Origin of the sequence: Lentibacillus salinarum (genome assembly GCF_042679865.1) — a bacterium.
GTDB lineage: Bacteria > Bacillota > Bacilli > Bacillales > Amphibacillaceae > Lentibacillus > Lentibacillus salinarum.
Genome location: NZ_JBHTNH010000002.1, coordinates 146,525 through 167,356, shown reverse-complemented (window position 1 = coordinate 167,356; position 20,832 = coordinate 146,525). Strand labels below are relative to the sequence as shown.

The window sequence follows — 20,832 nt, the reverse complement described above, 5'->3', positions numbered from 1 at the left end:
ATTACCATTATAGAAAACCTGTCTTGACAACCTTTTACTATCATGGCTTTGTTAATTGATGGTTAATATTATAAAAATAACCGCTGAATATCATTCCATGTGACCACAATCATTAATAACATCAACAGAGCAAATCCGATAAAATGCACAATCCCTTCTTTTTGCGGATCGATCGGCTTGCCCCGGACCGCTTCAATCCCTACAAACAAGAGCCGTCCGCCGTCAAGTGCCGGGAGCGGGACTAAGTTGACAATCCCTAAGTTAACACTCAATATTGCAGTCCACATCAGGAACGTCATGAAACCGGATTGGACAACCTGGTCTGTCGCATCATATATACCGACGGGACCGGACAGGACTTCAAGCGAGTATTGTCCTGTTATTAACTTAAAAAGATTTGTCAAGATTAAAGTTGTCGTTTCGTATGTTCGTTCAAAACCATACTGAAACGTTCCGAAAAATGATTTTTCAGATGCCTGCTGGACCCCCGCCTGTCCAATTGTGATCCCTTGCGATTCAATTTTGGCAGGCGTGATCGTCAGCATTTCGGTGCTGTCATGGCGTTTAACAGTCATTGTCAGTTCTTCTTCCGGGTGTTCCTGAACAATCTCTGTAAATTCCTCCCACGTGGCAATGGACGTGCCATCAATCCGGACAACTTCATCACCCACCTGGAAACCAGCTTCCTCAGCTGGGCTGCCGGATACGACACCAGCTATTTCAGCTTCGTCTACAGGTACACCTTGAACGATTCCGACAATAAAGAAAATAACAATCGCCAGCAAAAAATTCATCATTGGCCCGGCAAACAATTGCATAGCCCGCTTCCCGGTACTCTTTGAAGCAAACTGCCGGTCAAATGGCGCGATTTGTGTTTCTTCCTCATCCATAACAAAAAAGGCTTTGCGATCTACCTGAAAACTTAGCTTCTCATCCTCTTCATCCGGTTCATAACCTTCGATCAGCAGTTCATGATCCAAGTCGGCATGTTCAACCTCAATGACACGGGCATTGGGATGTTTTGATTTATGGTTAACAATGATTTTGTTGACTTTTCCATCCTGATTGAATTCTAAACCGATATGCTGACCGGCTTTTAATTCAATGATTTCCGGATCCTCACCGGCCACCCGCACATAACCGCCGATTGGAAGCAGACGAATCGTATAAACGGTTTCGTTTTTCGTAAAGGCAAACACCTTTGGTCCAAACCCGATAGCAAATTCCCGGGCAAGCATTCCAGCCCGCTTGGCAAAAATTAAATGACCGAATTCATGAATGAAAACAAGCAGGCCAAACATGATAACAAACGCTATAATGGTGGTCAATCGCAGCACCGTCCTTTAAATAATAGAGGTGATATATCATACGCCGTATCAGGAAATATTATCCGCTGATTGACGCCAATCTATGACAGAATTACCTGGTCAAGCAAAGAAATGGATGAAGTGAAGCAGCGGCAAAACAAACAGAAGACTGTCCAAACGATCAAGAATACCACCATGACCTGGGAGTATCTTTCCGGCGTCTTTCACACCATAGTGCCGTTTGAAAGCTGACTCCACCAAATCGCCAATCTGTCCGGCAATCGATACCAGAACCGTCACAGTTATTACAGTTATCATATCATACGGGAACGGGAAGGCAATATGAAAAATGATACCGACGGCAGCAGCCAAGACAATCCCACCGACTGCTCCTTCTATCGTTTTGTTCGGGCTTATTTTCGGCCACAGCTTTTGTTTACCGAACGCACGGCCGCAAAAATATGCCCCGGTATCTGTTGCCCAGATAACGACCAGAACGTAAAAAATATTCGCCAGTCCGCCTGCACTCGTGCCATCTCGGGTCTCAATCAGGTAATAAAATCCCATCCCGACATAGATGATGGCCAGCAGCATAAAACCAGCGTCATCAAATGTAAATTTATTCTTCGCCATCACCGTATATGCCAGCAGGAATAAAGTGAAAAGCATTAGTAGGTCAGCTTTCGAGAAAGGTTGCAACATATCAGCAGAAGGAAGTAATAAAAGCCATAAGCAGATAACCGCAAGTGTGACAGGAACATAAACAACCGTTATTCGTCGCATACGGATTAACTCAAGCAAAGCGATCGTTGCCAGCAGGTAAACAAATACGTTAAATGTCATACCGCCGATTACAACCAATGGTATAAAAATGAGAATTGCTGCAATTGCCGTTAGAATTCGCTGTTTCATAGAATAGTCAACACCTTATATGCCTCCATACCGCCTTTTTCGCTGCTGGTAATCATGAAGCGCCTGCCTGAACATGTCTTCTGTGAAATCAGGCCATAATACGTCCGTAAACCAAAATTCGGAATAAGCACTCTGCCAGAGCAAAAAATTACTTAACCGCTGTTCGCCACTGGTGCGAATTAACAGATCCGGATCGGACAAACCAGTCGTATAGAGATATTCTGAAAATACATCTTCATCCAGTTTATCCAGTGTCACCCTGGAATTGTCAACATCTGTTACAATTTGTCTGATCGCTTGAATGATTTCAAATCTACTACCATAGTTTAAAGCAAAATTTAATAATAATCCATCATTATCTTTTGTCTTTTCCTTAGCATAGGCAACGGCTTCTTTCGTATGAGCCGGAAGAACATTCAGATTGCCAATTGTCTCGATCCGCACATTATTTCCCATCAGCTCAGGCAAATATGTATGCAGGAACTCTTTCGGAAGCCCCAGCAGATAATCAACTTCTGACTTTGGCCGTCGCCAGTTTTCAGTTGAGAAAGCATAAAGGGTTAGCGTCTCAACATGGCAATTTGCTGCCGTTTTAGTCACTTGTTTGACAACATCCATACCCGCTTTATGGCCGGCAATCCGCGGGAGGCCCCGTTTTTTGGCCCAGCGTCCATTCCCGTCCATAATGATCGCGACGTGTCCCGGCATATTATCGAAATCAGATGCTTCATTCACCTTCACCTTTGTCTTTTTATGATTAAAAAAAGGAAGTCTCATTGACATATTTTGTCCTCCGATATCATTGCTGAAGCTTATATATCATTTTGCCATAATTGAAGCAGCCGCTAATATATCTAACAGGATATTATTATCCTATTAGCATAAATGCCTATTATATCACTATTATCCAGTAATTTTATATTAAATTCCTTAAAACATAAGAAAAATCTGCCTTGATCGCACAAGGCGAGTACTTTCCTTATATTTTAAAGAAAGACGGCCTAGCGCCAGGTGGCCCCGTTGGAAACAAAAGCCCTCTTAAACAAGAGGGCTGCTGCATCTTATTTGACTAACCTTTATCTAAACTTCCAATATTTCTTTTTCCTTGTCTTTAACAGACTGGTCAATTTTATCGATATTTTTATCGGTTTCCTTTTGGACATTGTCTTGTTCTTTTTTGAGGTCATCTTCTGTCAGATCACCATTTTTCTCGGCCTTTTTCAGCTGGTCGTTGGCTTCGCGACGGATGTTTCTCACTTGGACACGTGCTTCTTCGGCATATTTCCCGACAACTTTCACCAGCTCTTTGCGGCGTTCTTCGGTCAAAGCAGGAATATTGATACGAATCACATTACCGTCACTGGACGGGGATAAGCCTAAGTCAGCTTTTTGAATGGCCTTTTCAATATTGGATATGGACGACTTATCAAAAGGTGTAATCACCAGGAGTCTCGCTTCCGGTGCAGACACAGTCGACAATTGGTTTAACGGTGTGGCAGCACCATAATAATCCACAACAACACTATCTAAAATTGCTGGATTTGCCCGTCCGGCCCGTATTGTTGCCAGGCTTTTCGAAAAAGCCTGAACGGCTTGTTCCATTTTGCTCCTTGTTTCCTTGATAACTTGTTCGGACATGATCAGTCCCCCCTTATTGTTGTCCCAATTGGTTCGCCTTTCACGACCCGTTTAATGTTGCCCTTTTCAGTTATGGAAAATACGATTAATTGGATATCATTATCCATACATAGTGATGATGCTGTCGAGTCCATGACGCCCAAACCTTCATTCAGCATTTGCATATAGGATATCTCCGTATATTTTTGTGCATCCTTGTTTAATTTCGGATCATCGGAGTATACGCCATCAACGTTATTTTTAGCCATTAAGATAACTTCTGCTTCAATTTCAGCAGCCCGTAATGCCGCTGTTGTATCGGTTGAAAAATAAGGATTCCCGGTTCCTGCAGCAAAAATGACAACACGTTTCTTTTCGAGATGGCGAATGGCCTTTCTCCTGATATATGGTTCAGCAACCTGCCGCATTTCTATGGAAGTCTGTACACGTGTCGGAATGCCGTTGTTTTCCAGGCTGTCCTGTAGTGCCAGGGAATTCATAATGGTCGCCAGCATACCCATGTAGTCAGCCGTCGCACGATCCATACCCATTTCACTTCCGACCTTGCCACGCCAGATATTGCCGCCGCCGACGACTACAGCTACTTCCACACCCAATTCGGCAACTTCCTTTATCTGGGATGCAATCGACTGAATGACTTGCGGTTCAATGCCATAGCCTTGTTGGCCGCTTAATGCCTCACCACTTAATTTTAACACGATTCTACGGTATCGGGCTGTTGTCATGATTACCTCCATCGGAATGATATAGTTTGAGTACTTCTGTGATGGGCTATATAAAGCCTGGCAGCGAAATAGGGAACAGCCTGATGCGTTCCCTATTTCACGCCGTTTTCTATTGTTTCATTTGGTTCATAACTTCTTCAGCAAAGTTTTCTTCCCGTTTTTCCATTCCTTCACCGACTGCATAACGGACGAAGGTACGGACGGATGCACTGTTATCAGCGACATACTTTTTCACTTTCTGATCAGGATCCTTCACAAAGTCCTGTTCCAGCAGACAAATTTCCTCAAAGAACTTACCGAGGCGACCTTCGACCATTTTCTCAACAATATGCTCCGGCTTACCCTCGTTCAAAGCTTGTGTCTTCAGCATTTCACGCTCGCTGTTCACTTCTTCTTCAGACACGTCATCTCTCGAAACATAGCGAGGGCTGACGGCTGCTGCATGCATCGCAATATCTTTTGCAAGGTTCTCGTCCTGAGTGCCTTCAAGCAATGTCAGCACACCGATCGATCCACCCATATGCAGATAAGCGCCAAACGCATCATTATCCGTCTTATTCAGCAGTTCGAAACGGCGGAGCGAGATTTTTTCACCAATCTTGCCGACTGTTTCATTAATGTATTGTTCAACTGTGTCGCCATCGCCATGAAGTTGCTGCTGCAGTGCCTCTTCGACAGTTTCAGGCTTCTGCTTGACGATGTGGGTGCCAAGTTCTGACAGCAATTGTTTAAACTGGTCATTTTTGGTGACAAAGTCTGTTTCACAGTTGACCTCCAAGAGAACAGCGGCGTTGCCGTCCACTTCGATATGGGTTAGTCCTTCAGCCGCAATACGATCGGCTTTTTTCGCAGCTTTCGCCATACCTTTTTCACGCAGAAATTCCATTGCTTTATCCATGTCGCCGTCGGTTTCCTGGAGAGCTTTTTTACAATCCATCATGCCGGCACCGGTTTTTTCACGAAGTTCTTTAACTAATTTTGCCGAAATTGCCATCGGGATTCCTCCTTAAACTTTTTAATCATTTTGTTACAAAAACTAGGGCATTCGCCTCACCTTATGGCGAGTGCCGTCGTTTTTCTTATAAGATAAGAAGTATAAAATGTTGGACGACGTTTTCAATACCGAAATCGGCTAACTCGCCGATTTCCTCAAGTCTGACTTCTGACCTCTGGCATCTGAAAAGACGCGTCAGTGTTTTTTCTTATAAGATCGCCCGTAAATCAATACTTTCTGACATTGTAAAAAAGGTGATAAAAGGCTCTCATCCCCTTATCACCTGTCCTTTTACACTACTACTCGTTATTTGTTTCAGTCTCAGCCGCGACGGATTCTTCTTCCGGCTGCTCTTCTTCAGACGGCACTTCTTCTGTTTCTTCGCCTTGTTTCACTTCCAGAATGGCATCTGCCATTTTGGATGTTAACAGTTTGACAGCGCGGATAGCATCATCATTCGCCGGAATGACATAATCAATTTCATCCGGATCGCAATTTGTATCAACCATTGCGATAATCGGGATGTTCAGTTTATGGGCTTCAGCAATTGCGATGCGCTCTTTACGCGGATCGATTACAAACAAAGCATCCGGCAGCTTGTTCATTTCCTTGATGCCGCCAAGAAATTTGACGAGACGGTCTTTGTCTTTCAATAGACCGACAACCTCTTTTTTCGGCAGCACTTCAAATGTGCCGTCCTCTTCCATGCGTTCAATGTCTTTTAGACGATTGATACGTTTACGGATTGTCTGGAAGTTCGTCAAGGTTCCGCCCAGCCAGCGTTGATTAACATAAAACATACCGGAGCGGGTTGCTTCATCACGGACAGAGTCCTGTGCTTGTTTTTTCGTCCCTACGAATAGAATCGAACCACCATTTGCGGCAATATCTTTCACATAGTTATAAGCGACATCAACTTTTTTAACTGTTTTTTGCAGGTCGATGATATAGATGCCATTACGTTCTGTGAAGATATATTTTTTCATCTTCGGATTCCAGCGGCGCGTCTGATGTCCAAAATGTACACCAGCTTCCAGCAGTTGTTTCATTGAAATAACTGACATAAAAAATTCCTCCTAATGGTTTGTTCCTCCGCTTCAGGTCATCTTTGCATAAAAACCATTGGCAACAATGGCACCGGATATGCAAATCCCCGAGCGTGTGTAGTTAGGTTTACACGTCACTGCAAACTCAGTTTTACACCAAAAATAAATATACCATAACAATTGTGCCCAATCAAGGATTATTATAAGCATTCTTTTGTAATTTTAAAATCAGTTCTGCTTCTGTCTTTCCACAGTTGAGTTGACGTGCAATCTCTTCTGCGTTCAGTCCCTGACCGTTCAACTGCAATATTTGCGCTTCAAGCGAGAATGACGTTTCATCTGTTACATGATTTATTTCTGCCATATCATGGTCTTCCACTTTTTCACGCTGCCTGTCATTTCCTTCCCTAGCTGCCAGTTCTGAATACCCGCTCTTATTGACGAGTGTATTTTCCAGCTGCCGGTTTTCTTCTTTTATATCCTGCAAATATGTTTCCATCAATTCAGCTATTTCCCCGGAGTTGGTTTGTTTTAATCGTTTCACTTGTTTAAACAAGTGAAGGATGATTGACAATGTCACGACATGCAATAATAAGCTCAGGAAAATCAGTATTGAAGTCATTGTATCCCTCTATCCACTGTGATCATTTTTCTTCTGGGCTTTCTCATGTGTTGGCTTGTATTTTCCGGAGTGATTGACGCATTTTAAAAATGGCCTTCCGATGGATCTGCGATATTCTGGATGTCGTCAACTCCAAGACCTGGCCGATTTCCGTTAAGGTTAGCTCCTGATGATAAAACAAACTGACAACCAGTTGTTCATTTTGATTGAGCGATTGCATGCTTTCAACCAGCTCATTTTTTAACTCTGATTGAAGCATATATTCATCCGGTTGCACTGACAAATGATCCGGTACCGTATGGCCGACCCCCTCTTTATATTCACTTTCTTGAGTCGGCTTTTCCTCAATCGATAACAAATTTGCAACCAATGTATGCCGGACACTTTCTTCCACTTCGTCCACCGACATGCCCGCCTTTTCGGCGATTTCCTCCGAGGTCGGTTGCCGCTGATAGGTTTGCTCCAGTTCCTGTGATGCTTGTTCCACCTTTTTCGTCTTATCCCTGATGGATCTCGGCAGCCAATCTTCTTTTCGCAGTCCGTCCATAATTGCGCCCCGGATACGGAACGATGCATATGTATCAAACTTCAGTTCACGTGTATGCTGAAATTTAGTCAGGGCGTCATATAGCCCGATCATGCCAAAACTATTTAAATCATCTTTGCTGACATTTGCTGGAAGATGACTAGAAATCCGTTCAACATGAAAACTGACAAGGTACATATAATGGTCAATCAGTTCATTGGCCGCGGATTCATCATTACTTTCCAGCCATTGTTTCCACAATGACTGCACCAGAGGAGATTCGCTTGTTGCCATACTTGCAGCTCCCCCTTTAATAAAATCATTCAAACCAGATGCCCCGACGATTTCTTTAAATAATCGATTCGCCTTCATAAACAGTGCGTATTGTCAACGTCCCCGTTGCGGGATCAAATTCAATCGTTCTACCGCAGTTGCCGCCCACATCCATTGCCTCAGGTATAATGTTGTGTTCGGACAGTTTTTTCTGAACAGCTTGTACATTTCTGGCACCAATACGTATTAAGTCATGGTTTGAAGCAAATTCGAACATTTGGGCCCCTCCGGCTAACTTTGCTTTTAAAGCATATTTGCGGGCGCCGTTGGAACATAGCTTTTCTATCAATTTATCAATAGCCGTATCCGCATATTTATATTCATTCTTATTGGCTTGTCTTGCCAGGCTGGAATCAGGCAGCATAATGTGTGCCAGACCGGCCACCTGCTTAGACAAATCATATAATACGACGCCGATGCAGGATCCGAGACCGGACGTTTTAATCCTGTCCGGTGACTTCACAATCTTCAGATCAGCAATACCTACCTTCACTAGTTTCCCATCACCCATCTTCTTCAATCCCCACTGACTGAAATAGTGTGGAAAACGCGTCCGGATGAGGTAGGAACAAAAAGCCCCCACGGACAGGATTGTCCCCGCCGCTGTAACTTATTGCCGTATCGATGATCAGTGCATGATCTGTCATTTGGGAAACCTCGATTAGTGAATGGGATAATATCGCGCCGGCCATATCGATTTGCAAATATGGCACGGAAGGCTGCAATTGAAGCCCGGTAAAATCAGCAAGTGCCGTGAAATAAGAAGCTGCCAGAATATTGTCGGTCTCTTTGAAAAGAGACACGCCAAACCGATCAGGCTTCCCGTTATCCACCAATTGTACTTTTGGCCGGTCCGTCATGCACCTTACCAATGTTTCATCCTCGTCGATATTCAGCATAAAATAAATGGTTCCCGGTAAATCACCGGATATATGGATCATCATCCCCGCCACAGGCCTATCCAAACCACCAACCCATTCCAAAACATCAACAAATGGGACAATCGTTACAATAGGTACCCGCATATCAATCTTTTTATTCATTAATGCGGACATCGAAGCAGCTGCATGCCCTGCCCCAATATTCCCTATCTCTCGTAGCACATCCAATTGGATATCTGTTAAAAAGTTGTTTTCTACCATTTTCTTATCCCTCTGTTAACGGTGCAGACTTTCTATCGATTTGACTTGCTTTTCAGGTACGGCATAGGTTTCATGACTTAGCTGAAAAACGATTATCTTGCGGTCCATCGTTTCGTCGTTCATGTTCGTCCCCCCATTGGATTCTTTTGCATTTGACGTTTATATGACTTTAAGCTTATGAGTGTGTTCCCTCCACTAAACGTTGCAGAAGAACCCCAATTTGCTGCAATGGTGCACAATGATTCACGTCATTCGTTTCCATCGCTGCTTTGGGCATCCCGTAGACGACGCACGTTTGCTCGGACTCCGCAATAACGTCAACAACACAATCATAGTATTTTAATAGCCGGATGCCATCAGCTCCATCCCTGCCCATTCCGGTCAGTACAGCAACAATTTTATGAAGTTGAAAGTGAGCAATTGATTCAAATAGCGCATCAACAGAAGGCCGTTGTCCAGATCGTTCTTTTTCCCTGGTCAAGCCAATATAGTATTTTGTCCTGCTATGATTAGCTTTCATATGATAATCACCAGGTGCGATGTAGGCTGTTCCAGGTTCGATCACTTCTCCATGGATCGCTTCCTTTACGTGAATGCCAGCTACCTGATTTAATCGTTTAGCGAGCGATTTTGTAAATCCTGGCGGCATATGCTGTACGATTAAGACAGGCGCTGGAAAATCCTCGGGCAAATCAGTCAAAACACGTTGCAGAGCTTTCGGGCCGCCAGTCGAAGCACCGATCCCGACAATGGTATTGAACTGTTTCATAGGAAATCACCCACCATCATCTTTTTAAGTTTTTGGACAAATGATTCAGACATCTTATCATTCGTTAATTTTGATCTGTCTGCCAAATAATGGCGGGCAATTTTTTTCATTGCCTTGGAAACAGCAGCTTTATCATTTAACAGGACATATGGTGTTTGCCGTATGACAGCAGACATAACCGCTTTATCCTCAGGCAGAATGCCGAGCATCCGAATCTCCCGACCGAGAAACTGCATAATCACCCGATGAAATCGAATGAGTGCCTTTTGACCACTTTTCATGGACGCTGAGCGGTTCATCATAACAGACACCGGCATTTTCGGACGGCTGTGTACGATATGCTTGATGAGCCCATAGGCATCTGTTATAGAGGTCGGTTCAGGTGTCGTCACGACCAGACATTCGTCCGCTGCCATGACAAAAGCCAGCATATCCTCTGATGCTCCTGCCCCCATGTCAAAAATAATATAATTATATAAGTGGGTGAGTTCCTCGTATTGCTGAAAAAAGTACTCCTTCTGATCCTGCTCCAGCCTAAAAAAGTCATTCAGCGTCGATCCAGCCGCCACATATGCCAATCCGCGCGGTCCCGTTTCCATAATGTCATGTATACGTAAATGATCTGAAAGCATATCAACGATCGTAGCTTCCGGGGCCGCTCCCAGCAAAATATCAAGGTTGCCCATTCCAATATCAAGGTCAAACAACAGCACTTTTTGACCGTGGTTCAATAGTTCCAGAGAAAAATTAAGCGCAACGTTTGATTTGCCGACACCTCCCTTGCCGCTCGCAATTGCGATTGTCCTGGCTGGCTGCATGGTTCGATTCGATTCCAATTGTGTTCGTAATTTGGCAGCCTGATCACGTTCCATGTCGTCCACCTGCTATTAATTCACTGATCATTTGCGAGGAAGGTTCCACAATATCGTCCGGGACCTCTTGGCCGTTTGTCAGAAAAGCAATACCCAGCTTGTTCATTAGCGTCAGATTCAGCATGCTGCCATATGTCCTTGTCTCATCCATCTTGGTGAAGATGACCTTTTGGATCGGCAAATGCTGGAACTGCTCATATATGGCCATCATATCATGTGGTTTAGCTGTCAGGGAGAGAACCAGATATGTTTCTGTATTGCCGTTAAACGTCATCGTGTGTTGCAAATCCTGCACGTATTTTTCATCCAGGAAATTTCGTCCGGCTGTATCGACCAGTATCACATCATAAACGGCAAATTCTCGGACAGCTGCTTTGTAATCGTCCGGGTTATAAACAACTTCCAGCGGAACATTGAGAATATTAGCGTAAGTTCTTAACTGTTCAATGGCTGCAATCCGGTACGTGTCAGCCGTCATGAGCGCAACCCGTTTATTGTCATTCATGACGGCTGAAGCGGCGACTTTGGCAATCGTGGTAGTTTTACCGGCACCTGTTGGTCCAACAAACTGAATAACTTTGCTGCCAGATGATGGTGTATCTACATTTATTGCCTTTAACCTTTTTTTTATTTCAGATTTGACATCCTGCCGTATAGTATCATAGCCGGGCGGGTCATCTTGCTTATCATGAATGCGAATGACTTCATCGATCAGACTTTTTGCCAGTTCCTCATCGACTTCCTGCGCCAGCAATTCGTGATAAACCGTCTGATAATCAGCAGGATAGTCAGCATTAGGGCCGGTTTGGGCCTCGACCATTTTTCGCAGTTGTTTAACCTCATGTAACACCGGATCCCTTTTCCCGTATTCCTGTCCAGTTACAGTCTTCGCCGGGTGCATCTCTTGTTTTGCCTTTTTCGGTTGCGGATCCAATGCGGCAACCACTTCAATATTCCGTTTTTTGAACAGGCCCAAAAACCCGCCCTTGAACACTTCTTTTGAATTTAATATCACAGCTTCCGGTCCGAGTTCTTTCCGGATATGATTCATCGCCTCTGGCATCGTTGGCGCCACATATTTCTTCACTCTCATGTTCCATTCACCACCCCGACACTTTGTACATTTACACCAGGTTCCAAATCGTTATACGATAACACAGCCACTTGCGGCAGGAAACGTTCCAGAAGCTGTTTTAAATACATCCTGACAGCGGGCGAGCATAAAACAATCGCTGTTTCTTCTTGCAGTGTCATCTTTTCGGCTTCTTCATGGATTGTTTTAATAATTTGTTCCTGTGATTCCGGATCCAGCGCCAAATAATTGCCATATTCTGTCTGCTGGATATTTTCCGCAATCTTTTTTTCAACGCTGCCTGATACCGTTATGACGTTTAGGGCCATATCATTACCGGCATACTGTTTCGTGATTTGCGGGGCCAGTGCTTGTCTGACATATTCTGCAAGCAAATCAGTATCATTGGTCATTTTGCCGAAGTCTGCCAATGTCTCAAAAATGACCGGCAAATTCCGGACCGACACATGTTCCTTGAGCAATTTGGCAAGAACCTTTTGGATATCACCGACTGATAGTGGCTCCGGCGTCACTTCGTCGACTAAAATCGGATAACTTTCCTTTAAATGATCGATTAATTGATTTGTCTCCTGACGCCCTAATAATTCATGGGCATAACGTTTAATCACTTCCGTTATATGGGTGGACACAACTGACGGCGGATCAACGACCGTGTAACCGGAAAGCTCTGCTTCATCTTTATGGTCTTCACTGATCCATTTAGCCGGGAGCCCAAATGCGGGTTCGTTTGTATCGATGCCATCGATCTCCTCATCATCCATTTCCGGAGACATGGCCAAATAATGATCCAACAAAAGTTCACCGGCAGCTGCTTCATTCCCCTTTATTTTCAAGCGGTAGGCATTCGGTTCAAGCTGAATATTATCACGGATCCTTACGACCGGGACAACGATCCCAAGTTCAATCGCCAGCTGTCTGCGGATCATGACAATCCGGTCAAGTAAATCGCCGCCCTGGTCTTTATCTGCCAGCGGGATGAGCGCATACCCGAATTCAAATTCAATCGGATCCATATTGAGCAGGTTAACGACATTTTCCGGAGAGTTTACTGAGGCAGCAGACGCCTCGAGTTGCTCCGTTTCTTCGGTATCCGGTCCATCTGTTTCTTGTGCCTGCCTTAACAGGACATAGCCACCCAATCCCAATAGACAGGCAATTGAAGCCGTTAACAGGAAGTTGATCGGTGTTAAGCCAAGCAGAAAAATCGTACCTGCTGCAATAAATAATAATTTCGGATATTGCAGCAACTGGTCGGAAACATCACTGCCCAAATTACCCGATGTCGTTGTTTTGGTCACGACAATCCCTGTCGCCGTGGCAATTAGCAAAGCAGGTATCTGACTTACCAGTCCATCACCGACGGTCAGGCGCATGTAAGTATTGACAGCTTCGGTGAACGTGAAATCCATCTGCACCATACCGATGATTAAGCCAAATATAACATTGATTAACACAATAACAATCCCGGCAATCGCATCCCCTTTCACAAATTTGCTGGCACCGTCCATTGCACCATGAAAATCAGCCTCATTCTCCACCTTTTCGCGGCGTGCTTTTGCCTGCTGTTCAGAAATTAAGCCGGCATTCAAATCAGCATCGATACTCATCTGCTTACCCGGCATGGCATCAAGGGTGAAACGCGCCGCAACTTCCGATACTCGCTCAGCACCTTTTGTAATGACGAGAAATTGAATGATAACCAAAATAACAAACACGACAAAACCGACCAGGGGATTATTCCCGATCACAAACGAGCCAAACGTATCGATAACACCACCGGCACCAGCTTCCGACAGAATAGATCGGGTTGTGGATACATTCAAACCGAGACGAAATAACGTCAGCAATAACAATAGCGACGGAAAAATGGAAAATTGCAGGGCTTCTTCAGTATTCATCGATACCAAGATGACAATAAGCGCCAGGGATATATTGCAAAGAATAAGAACACTTAAAAGCCATCCCGGCAGTGGCACGACAAGCATAATAATGATTAAAATAACGCCTAATAATACGGATAAATCACGTGCTTTCATGATTGGTTACTCCCCTCAGGACACTAAACTTTTCTCTCCAGCCTGTACACGTATGCCAGGATTTCGGCTACGGCTTTATAAAACACTTCCGGAATGACATCGCCGATTTCAATTGTGTCGTATAGCTCTCTGGCCAATGGTCTGTTTTCGACCGTCATGACATCGTTGGCTTGGGCCACCTCTTTTATTTTCAGAGCGATCCGGTCAGCCCCTTTCGCTACAATGAAGGGAGCGGATGCTTCAGTCTCATCGTATTTGACTGCAATCGCATAGTGTGTCGGATTGGTAATGACGACATCAGCAGAAGGCACGTCACTCATCATTCGTCTTGTTGCTATATCGCGTTGCCGTTCTTTCCGCTTGGATTTAATCAGCGGGTCCCCTTCCATGTTTTTATGTTCATCTTTTACATCCTTTTTGGACATTTTAATGTTCTTTTCAAAATCATACGTTTGATAAACATAATCGAAAACCGACAGGAATAATAAAGCCATGGCCGCTGCAATTCCCATCAAAATCGTCACTTCGCCAAAAAATCCGATCGCACTGTCAACTGTTTTAAAAGCAAGCATCATCATATCATCTTTATAAATCCAAATAACCAAAGACGTAATTGTCCCGATAAATACAATTTTTAACAATGACTTCAGCAGCTCAACGAGGGCTCTGGCGGAAAATATCCGTTTTGCCCCTTGGATTGGATTGATTTTATTCAGGTCGAATTTCAGCGGCTCGGCCGTAAACAAAAAACCGATTTGCGTCAAATTGGCAGTCAGACCTGCAACGATGGCCGCCAGCATAATGGGGGACAGCATCTTCGCCAACTCAATGACCACTTCCATCAGCACCTGATTGACCGAATTAACTGTCACCTCCCAATGAACGTATTCCGTGAACGTACGCTGGTAAAGGGCGGTCATATGATCTTTCATGAAGGTTCCGAATACAAATAAAAGCGAAAAACAAAACAGCAACAGAAACGCCGTATTGACATCCTGGCTCTTGGCGATTTTTCCTTTCTTCCGCTCGTCCTGGCGTTTTTTAGGCGTCGCTTTCTCGGTTTTTTCCTCCGCCCCGGCAAAATATTGTAAATCCAGTTTCAACAACGGCATTCATGCACCCCCGGATAAAGTGAAACTTCATTCAGTGGAGTGGTTTTCTCCACTGAATGTTAGTTGAACAGAATCGGACATTTACTGGCAGTTGGATCCCCACTTACCCTTTTTGATTTAACCTGGTCAGTTTGAAGTGGGGAGCCTACTGCCAGTTACATGCGGGATAAAGTGAAACTTCATTCAGTGGAGTGGTTTTCTCCACTGAATGTTAGTTGAACAGAATCGGACATTTACTGGCAGTTGGACCCCCACTTACCCTTTTTGATTTAACCTGGTCAGTTTGAGTGGGGATCCTACTGCCAGTTACATGCGGGATAAAGTGAAACTTCATTCAGTGGAGTGGTTTTCTCCACTGAATGTTAGTTGAACAGAATCGGACATTTACTGGCAGTTGGATCCCCACTTACCCTTTTTGATTTAACCTGGTCAGTTTGAAGTGGGGAGCCTACTGCCAGTTACATGCGGGATAAAGTGAAACTTCATTCAGTGGAGCGATTTTCTCCACTGAATGTTAGTTGAACAGAATCGGACATTTACTGGCAGTTGGACCCCCACTTACCCTTTTTGATTTAACCTGGCCAGTTTGAAGTGGGGAGCCTACTGCCAGTTACATGCGGGATAAAGTGAAACTTCATTCAGTGGAGCGATTTTCTCCACTGAATGTTAGTTGAACAGAATCGGACATTTACTGGCAGTTGGATCCCCACTTACCCTTTTTGATTTAACCTGGTCAGTTTGAAGTGGGGAGCCTACTGCCAGTTACATGCGGGACAAATGCATCAAATCCCTTATGGCTGCGAACATCGTTTCAAAAAGGTTGTCAACCAGCACGATATACAGGCTGAGGAAAACAAGAATCGCAACAAAACTTACGAAAATTTTCAGCGGGAGGCCCACCACAAACACATTCAACTGCGGAACTGTCCTAGCAATGATGCCAAGTGCCACATCGACCAGAAACAAACACCCGACAATGGGAATAGCCATTTGAAAAGCAATTAAAAACATTTGATTGAATGTTTGGATGATAAATTGGGCCATCTCGTCCCCATTATTCTGCAGCGGTATAAACGTCTCGGGTGGTATCAGCTGATAACTGTAAAAAATGCCGTCTATTAACAAATAGTGACCGTTGACCGATAATAGAAACATAAGGGCCAGGATATAAAAGTATTGACCGATTAACGGACTCTGAGCACCTGTTTGCGGATCAACCACATTGGCAATGGCAAATCCCATTTGAAAATCAATAAAACCGCCGGCTATCTGGACGGCTGAAAGAATCATATAGGCAAGCAGGCCAATCAATAAACCAACCACCGCTTCTTTCATAAGCAACAGTAAATACGTTTGATCAATCGGAACAGCGGGGCTTTCCACCGTAGCATACATGATGAGTGCCAGAAAAAAAGAAAAGCCAATCTTGAATGGTGTCGGAATGGTCGCATACGAAAATAATGGCAGCGTGACAAAGAATGCGGCGATCCTGACAAAAATAAGTAAAAAGACAGGTAGGGCGCTAAGATTAATCAGTTCCACCATAGGCTAACCTGTAAACTGATTCAGATTTTGATAGAGATTAACGGTAAACTCGACCATTTGTGTCAGCATCCAGGGCCCCAGAAACACAATTCCAACAAACACGGCTAAAATTTTTGGGATAAATGCAAGGGTTTGCTCCTGAATCTGGGTTGTTGCCTGAAAAATACTGACTAAAAGCCCGACAGCCAATGCCAAAATAAGGAGAGGCCCAGCAACAAGCAAAATAACATAGACGCCCCGCTCAGCCAGCGTTAAAACAAATTCACTGCTCATCATCCAACACCTGCCTTAAAAACCTTGTAACAAGGACTGGGTAATCAAATACCATCCGTCCACAAGCACAAATAACAGAATTTTAAACGGCAACGAGATCATGACCGGCGGCAGCATCATCATACCCATTGACATCAGGACACTTGCAACAACCATATCTATAATCAAAAAAGGAACAAAAATCATAAATCCCATTTGAAAAGCGGTTTTCAATTCACTGATGGCGAATGCCGGGACAAGTGTTGTCAAAGGAATGCCTTCAACTGTTTCCGGCTGTTCTGCACCGGAATAATCCATAAACAACTGTAAATCCTGCTGTCTGGTATGTGTTGCCATAAAATCCTTAATGGGTGCACTTGCCCTGTCATATGCCTCCTCAAGCGTTATCTCTTCTGCAAACAGTGGCTGTAATGCCTGATCATTCACTTCATGGAATGTTGGTGCCATAATAAAAAACGTCAAAAACAGCGCTAATCCAATTAACACCTGGTTTGGCGGCATTTGCTGGGTAGCTAATGATGTCCTGACAAACGACAGAACAATCACAATCCGTGTGAAACTCGTCATCAGGATTAAAATCCCCGGGGCGAGCGATAACACCGTCAATAAAATTAACAGTTGGACGCTTGTCGATACATTGGCAGGATCATTACTGGAAAACATATCCATCAATTCATTCATGTCGATCGTCCTTTTGTGTTGACTGGTGGAGTAGTGATCGGCGGGTCTGTTTTAATTTTTCCAGCTCGGTTGAAAACAGCCTCTTGAAGTCATCATTTCCGTCCCCGGCATTTTTTTCGGTATTTTTCGACTGAAATAAAGCCGCCAGCCCACCTGCTGCCTGATGATCATCAGAGTGGTCGTTATGGACCAATTCTTTTTTGGTTTCGTCATCGGTGATTTCTTCCAGCAATTGAACATTTTCGCCGACCCCAATCAGAAATACCTTTGACCCAATCCGGACGACTTGAACCGACTTATTGGGGCCGACCGAAACGCCACCCATGTTTTCCAATCCCTTTACTTGTTGAAATCGTTTGTTTCGGTTATGTAAAAACTTTAATAATAGATAAATGAGGCCTAAAACGAGCAACAAAGCGAATATCATCTTCACGATATTCATCAATAATGACCCTGTCCCTGGACTGTCCGCAGCATCCCGCTCCTCATCATTTTCAGTTGTGTCGGCCGGTGCGGTATCCGCTTCATTGCAATCGGCATTTTCAATACAGTCCTTTACATTAGTGGCCGCCTCTACAACGCTGTTGGGATATAAGACACCCCATAGTCCCATTAAACAAATGATCGCCACTACCTTCCGTTGCATATCGCTCACTCGTTTCTAACCCAAAGCTTTCCGGGTGGCTTCAATGACCCGATCAGCCTGAAATGGTTTGACAATAAAATCTTTCGCCCCTGCCTGAATCGCATCAATGACCATGGCCTGCTGTCCCATCGCTGAGCACATAATGACATTGGCATCCGGATCGATTTCCCTGATTTCCTTCAGGGCGGTCAGACCATCTTTTTCCGGCATCGTGATATCAAGTGTGACAAGATCCGGCCGCAATTCCTTGTATTGATCGACAGCTTGTTGTCCGTCCTGTGCTTCCCCGACAACCTCAAAATCGTTTTTATCCAAGATATCTTTGATCATCATGCGCATGAATGCTGCATCATCCACAATTAAGATACGTTGTCCCATTTAAAAAACGCCTCCCCACTATGTTATTTCAGTTTCATTAAACGATCTGACTGACTGACGATATCCGTTACCCGTACACCAAAATTTTCATCGATAACGACCACTTCACCTTTGGCTATTAATTTTTGGTTGACTAGAATATCAACCGGCTCTCCGGCCAGTTTATCCAGTTCAACAATCGACCCGGCTGACAGCTCCAAAATATCCTTGATTGATCGTTGCGTCCGTCCGAGTTCAACCGATACGTTCAACGGAATATCTAGCAGCATATCAAGGTTCCGTTTTTCGTTTTGGTTAAAACCTGCATGTTCCAAATCAGAAAAAGCTGCCTGTTGGATGGACGAGGAATCATGGTTGACTTTATTCCCTAAATATTGTGGATTCTCCCGTGTTCTTTCTTCCTGCTCGTGATCCGTCGCCTCGACCGGTTTGTCCGATTCTGTTGTTACGGCTGACTCGTGCCGGCTTTCAGTTGAAGCCGGGGCTGTTAATTGATTGACTAATGTTCTCGCAAATGAAAGCGGGATAACCTGCATAATATTTGAATCAATTAGATTGCCGACTTTTAAATGAAATGAGACTTTAACCAAATCATCCTCATCGGAGATTATGTCGGTGTTTTGCACATCTTCTCCTGTTTCCAGTTTTATGGCAGGCGGCGAAATGTCAATCCGCTTTTCAAACACGGTCGACATGCTGGTAGCCGCTGTCCCCATCATCTGGTTCATCACTTCCTGGACGGCACTTAGATGGATGTCCTGCAGCACCTGATCCGGTGAAGTCCCGTCTCCACCAAGCATAATATCAGCAATGACAGCAGCATCCTCCGAGTTCATCAGGAGTATATTCCGTCCGTTGAATCCCTCGGAATAATCGACATAAATGCGTACTTGCTCCAATTCGAATAACGTGTCAACGTCATGTTTTGTGATAATCGATACTTCAGGTGTCGTAATGGCCACTTTTTGGTTTAATAATGTGGACAATGTCGTTGCTGAACTGCCGAACGAAATATTGCCAATCTCCCCCAATGTGTCTTTCTCAACTGAGGACAGCAATTCAGACGTGTTTGACTCAGCCTCTTCCTCTTGACTGCTGACTTTTAATAATGCATCAATTTCGTCCTGGGAAAGTTTGCCATCATTCATCGTTTTTCCCCCTTTTAAATTCCTCCAGCACCTGCACAGCCATTTTGTTCTTTGATTTTCCGGCCTGCACATAAAATTTAGGCTGGTCATTAATCCGCAGCTGTAATGGATGGTCAATCGGCTGATTCAATGCAATGACATCATGTTTATGTAAGTGAAGCAGCTGGTCAATACTGATGGTCGTTTCACCGAGCAGCGTTTTAGCATCAACCCTGGCGCCCTGAAGCGTTTGTGTTATTTTTTCATACGCGTCCGGATCCCGCTTATTTGTGTTGGTCTGCATCCAATAATGAACCGACAACTTAGGAATGATTGGCTCCAGGACAATATGCGGAATGCAAATATTGATCATGCCGCTTGTCTCACCGACGGTCGTATCAAGTGACACGACAACGACTGTCTCATTGGGTGATACCATTTGTAAAAATTGCGGATTGACTTCCAAATCTTCCAAAACCGGGTCAGTCCCGATGATTGAAGACCATGCCTCGTATAAACTCGCCTTTGACTTTTCAAACAGCTGTGACATCAGCATCGTTTCAATTTCAGTCAAATTATCCACTTTATTGACACTGCTGCCTCTGCCGCCGAGCTGCCGGTCAAGCATGGCGTAAGCAATATTGGGATTGACTTCCATTAATATCCTGCCATCCAATGGCTGAACACTGAATATATTTAATACCGTCATTTTCGGAATCGACCGAATGAATTCTTCATAAGGTACTTGATCGACGGAAGCTACAGTAATATTGACATATGATCGTAGCTGACCAGAAAAATAGGTCGTCAGTAAACGAGCGTAATTTTCATGAATACGTGCAAGACTTCTTATCTGGTCTTTGGAAAACCGGAGTGCCCTTTTGAAATCATATACACGGACCTTCTGCTCTTCCTTTTCTTGTTTTAATTCTTCCGCATTCATTTCACCTGATGAAATAGCAGACAATAATGCATCAATTTCATTTTGTGATAGGACTTCTTCCACCAAAAAACCTCACCTCCGCAACGGAGTTTCCCGCTTTTGGCACGCGCAA

Annotated in this window: 23 protein-coding genes; all 23 read right to left on the bottom strand. The window is 44.2% G+C overall.

The window, feature by feature from the left end:
• Window positions 1-68 precede the first annotated feature (68 nt).
• The 23 genes from rseP to fliM all read right to left on the bottom strand — a co-directional run bounded on the left by rseP (window position 69) and on the right by fliM (window position 20,786).
• Window positions 69-1,328: an RIP metalloprotease RseP gene (gene rseP, locus ACFQ4A_RS01595; RefSeq protein WP_382397081.1), complete on the bottom strand. Its 1,260-nt coding sequence runs from the start codon at window positions 1,326-1,328 to the stop codon at window positions 69-71.
• 99 nt (window positions 1,329-1,427) lie between these two features.
• Window positions 1,428-2,219: a phosphatidate cytidylyltransferase gene (locus ACFQ4A_RS01590; protein WP_382397080.1), complete on the bottom strand. Its 792-nt coding sequence runs from the start codon at window positions 2,217-2,219 to the stop codon at window positions 1,428-1,430.
• Window positions 2,220-2,234: 15 nt separating this feature from the next.
• A complete protein-coding gene (locus tag ACFQ4A_RS01585; protein WP_382397079.1) occupies window positions 2,235-3,002 on the bottom strand; it encodes an isoprenyl transferase in 768 nt (255 codons plus the stop codon).
• Window positions 3,003-3,299: 297 nt separating this feature from the next.
• A complete protein-coding gene (frr, locus tag ACFQ4A_RS01580; protein WP_382397078.1) occupies window positions 3,300-3,857 on the bottom strand; it encodes a ribosome recycling factor in 558 nt (185 codons plus the stop codon).
• A gap of 2 nt (window positions 3,858-3,859) precedes the next feature.
• Window positions 3,860-4,582, bottom strand: coding sequence for a UMP kinase (gene pyrH / locus ACFQ4A_RS01575; protein WP_382397077.1), 723 nt, complete (start codon window positions 4,580-4,582; stop codon window positions 3,860-3,862).
• A 109-nt stretch (window positions 4,583-4,691) separates the two neighbouring features.
• Entirely contained in the window at window positions 4,692-5,576 is an 885-nt protein-coding gene (gene tsf / locus ACFQ4A_RS01570) for a translation elongation factor Ts (protein WP_382397076.1), read from the bottom strand.
• Between the two features lie 299 nt (window positions 5,577-5,875).
• Entirely contained in the window at window positions 5,876-6,640 is a 765-nt protein-coding gene (rpsB, locus tag ACFQ4A_RS01565) for a 30S ribosomal protein S2 (RefSeq protein WP_382397075.1), read from the bottom strand.
• A 172-nt stretch (window positions 6,641-6,812) separates the two neighbouring features.
• On the bottom strand, window positions 6,813-7,244 hold the full coding sequence (locus tag ACFQ4A_RS01560) for a DUF6115 domain-containing protein (protein ID WP_382397074.1): 432 nt from the start codon (window positions 7,242-7,244) through the stop codon (window positions 6,813-6,815).
• A gap of 43 nt (window positions 7,245-7,287) precedes the next feature.
• Window positions 7,288-8,064: a FliA/WhiG family RNA polymerase sigma factor gene (locus tag ACFQ4A_RS01555; protein WP_382397073.1), complete on the bottom strand. Its 777-nt coding sequence runs from the start codon at window positions 8,062-8,064 to the stop codon at window positions 7,288-7,290.
• 55 nt (window positions 8,065-8,119) lie between these two features.
• On the bottom strand, window positions 8,120-8,614 hold the full coding sequence (locus tag ACFQ4A_RS01550; RefSeq protein ID WP_382397072.1) for a chemotaxis protein CheD: 495 nt from the start codon (window positions 8,612-8,614) through the stop codon (window positions 8,120-8,122).
• Window positions 8,607-9,245, bottom strand: a complete 639-nt coding sequence (locus ACFQ4A_RS01545; RefSeq protein ID WP_382397071.1) for a chemotaxis protein CheC — start codon at window positions 9,243-9,245, stop codon at window positions 8,607-8,609. Before ACFQ4A_RS01545 ends, ACFQ4A_RS01550 begins: the two co-directional genes overlap by 8 nt.
• A gap of 175 nt (window positions 9,246-9,420) precedes the next feature.
• The gene (locus ACFQ4A_RS01540) at window positions 9,421-10,014 is read right to left on the bottom strand and encodes a CheB methylesterase domain-containing protein (RefSeq protein ID WP_382397070.1); all 594 of its coding nucleotides are present in this window, start codon (window positions 10,012-10,014) and stop codon (window positions 9,421-9,423) included.
• Window positions 10,011-10,886 (bottom strand): MinD/ParA family protein, encoded by an 876-nt coding sequence (locus ACFQ4A_RS01535; protein WP_382397069.1) that lies wholly within the window; start codon window positions 10,884-10,886, stop codon window positions 10,011-10,013. The genes ACFQ4A_RS01540 and ACFQ4A_RS01535 overlap by 4 nt, the downstream gene beginning before the upstream one ends.
• Complete coding sequence (gene flhF, locus ACFQ4A_RS01530; protein WP_382397068.1) at window positions 10,876-11,979, bottom strand: flagellar biosynthesis protein FlhF; 1,104 nt, start codon at window positions 11,977-11,979, stop codon at window positions 10,876-10,878. The genes ACFQ4A_RS01535 and flhF overlap by 11 nt, the downstream gene beginning before the upstream one ends.
• The gene (gene flhA / locus ACFQ4A_RS01525) at window positions 11,976-14,015 is read right to left on the bottom strand and encodes a flagellar biosynthesis protein FlhA (protein ID WP_382397067.1); all 2,040 of its coding nucleotides are present in this window, start codon (window positions 14,013-14,015) and stop codon (window positions 11,976-11,978) included. Before flhA ends, flhF begins: the two co-directional genes overlap by 4 nt.
• A 23-nt stretch (window positions 14,016-14,038) precedes the next feature.
• Window positions 14,039-15,127, bottom strand: coding sequence for a flagellar biosynthesis protein FlhB (gene flhB / locus ACFQ4A_RS01520; protein WP_382397066.1), 1,089 nt, complete (start codon window positions 15,125-15,127; stop codon window positions 14,039-14,041).
• A 762-nt stretch (window positions 15,128-15,889) separates the two neighbouring features.
• Window positions 15,890-16,672 carry a flagellar biosynthetic protein FliR gene (gene fliR, locus ACFQ4A_RS01515; protein ID WP_382397065.1) on the bottom strand — a complete coding sequence of 261 codons (783 nt, stop codon included), beginning with the start codon at window positions 16,670-16,672 and terminating at the stop codon, window positions 15,890-15,892.
• 3 nt (window positions 16,673-16,675) lie between these two features.
• Window positions 16,676-16,945 carry a flagellar biosynthesis protein FliQ gene (gene fliQ / locus ACFQ4A_RS01510; protein ID WP_382397064.1) on the bottom strand — a complete coding sequence of 90 codons (270 nt, stop codon included), beginning with the start codon at window positions 16,943-16,945 and terminating at the stop codon, window positions 16,676-16,678.
• Window positions 16,946-16,960: 15 nt separating this feature from the next.
• A complete protein-coding gene (fliP, locus tag ACFQ4A_RS01505; RefSeq protein ID WP_382397063.1) occupies window positions 16,961-17,626 on the bottom strand; it encodes a flagellar type III secretion system pore protein FliP in 666 nt (221 codons plus the stop codon).
• Window positions 17,619-18,272 (bottom strand): flagellar biosynthetic protein FliO, encoded by a 654-nt coding sequence (locus ACFQ4A_RS01500; RefSeq protein WP_382397062.1) that lies wholly within the window; start codon window positions 18,270-18,272, stop codon window positions 17,619-17,621. Before ACFQ4A_RS01500 ends, fliP begins: the two co-directional genes overlap by 8 nt.
• A gap of 15 nt (window positions 18,273-18,287) precedes the next feature.
• Window positions 18,288-18,650, bottom strand: a complete 363-nt coding sequence (locus ACFQ4A_RS01495) for a response regulator (protein WP_382397061.1) — start codon at window positions 18,648-18,650, stop codon at window positions 18,288-18,290.
• Between the two features lie 23 nt (window positions 18,651-18,673).
• On the bottom strand, window positions 18,674-19,798 hold the full coding sequence (gene fliY, locus ACFQ4A_RS01490; protein ID WP_382397060.1) for a flagellar motor switch phosphatase FliY: 1,125 nt from the start codon (window positions 19,796-19,798) through the stop codon (window positions 18,674-18,676).
• Complete coding sequence (fliM, locus tag ACFQ4A_RS01485) at window positions 19,791-20,786, bottom strand: flagellar motor switch protein FliM (RefSeq protein WP_382397059.1); 996 nt, start codon at window positions 20,784-20,786, stop codon at window positions 19,791-19,793. Before fliM ends, fliY begins: the two co-directional genes overlap by 8 nt.
• Between the last annotated feature and the right edge of the window lie 46 nt (window positions 20,787-20,832).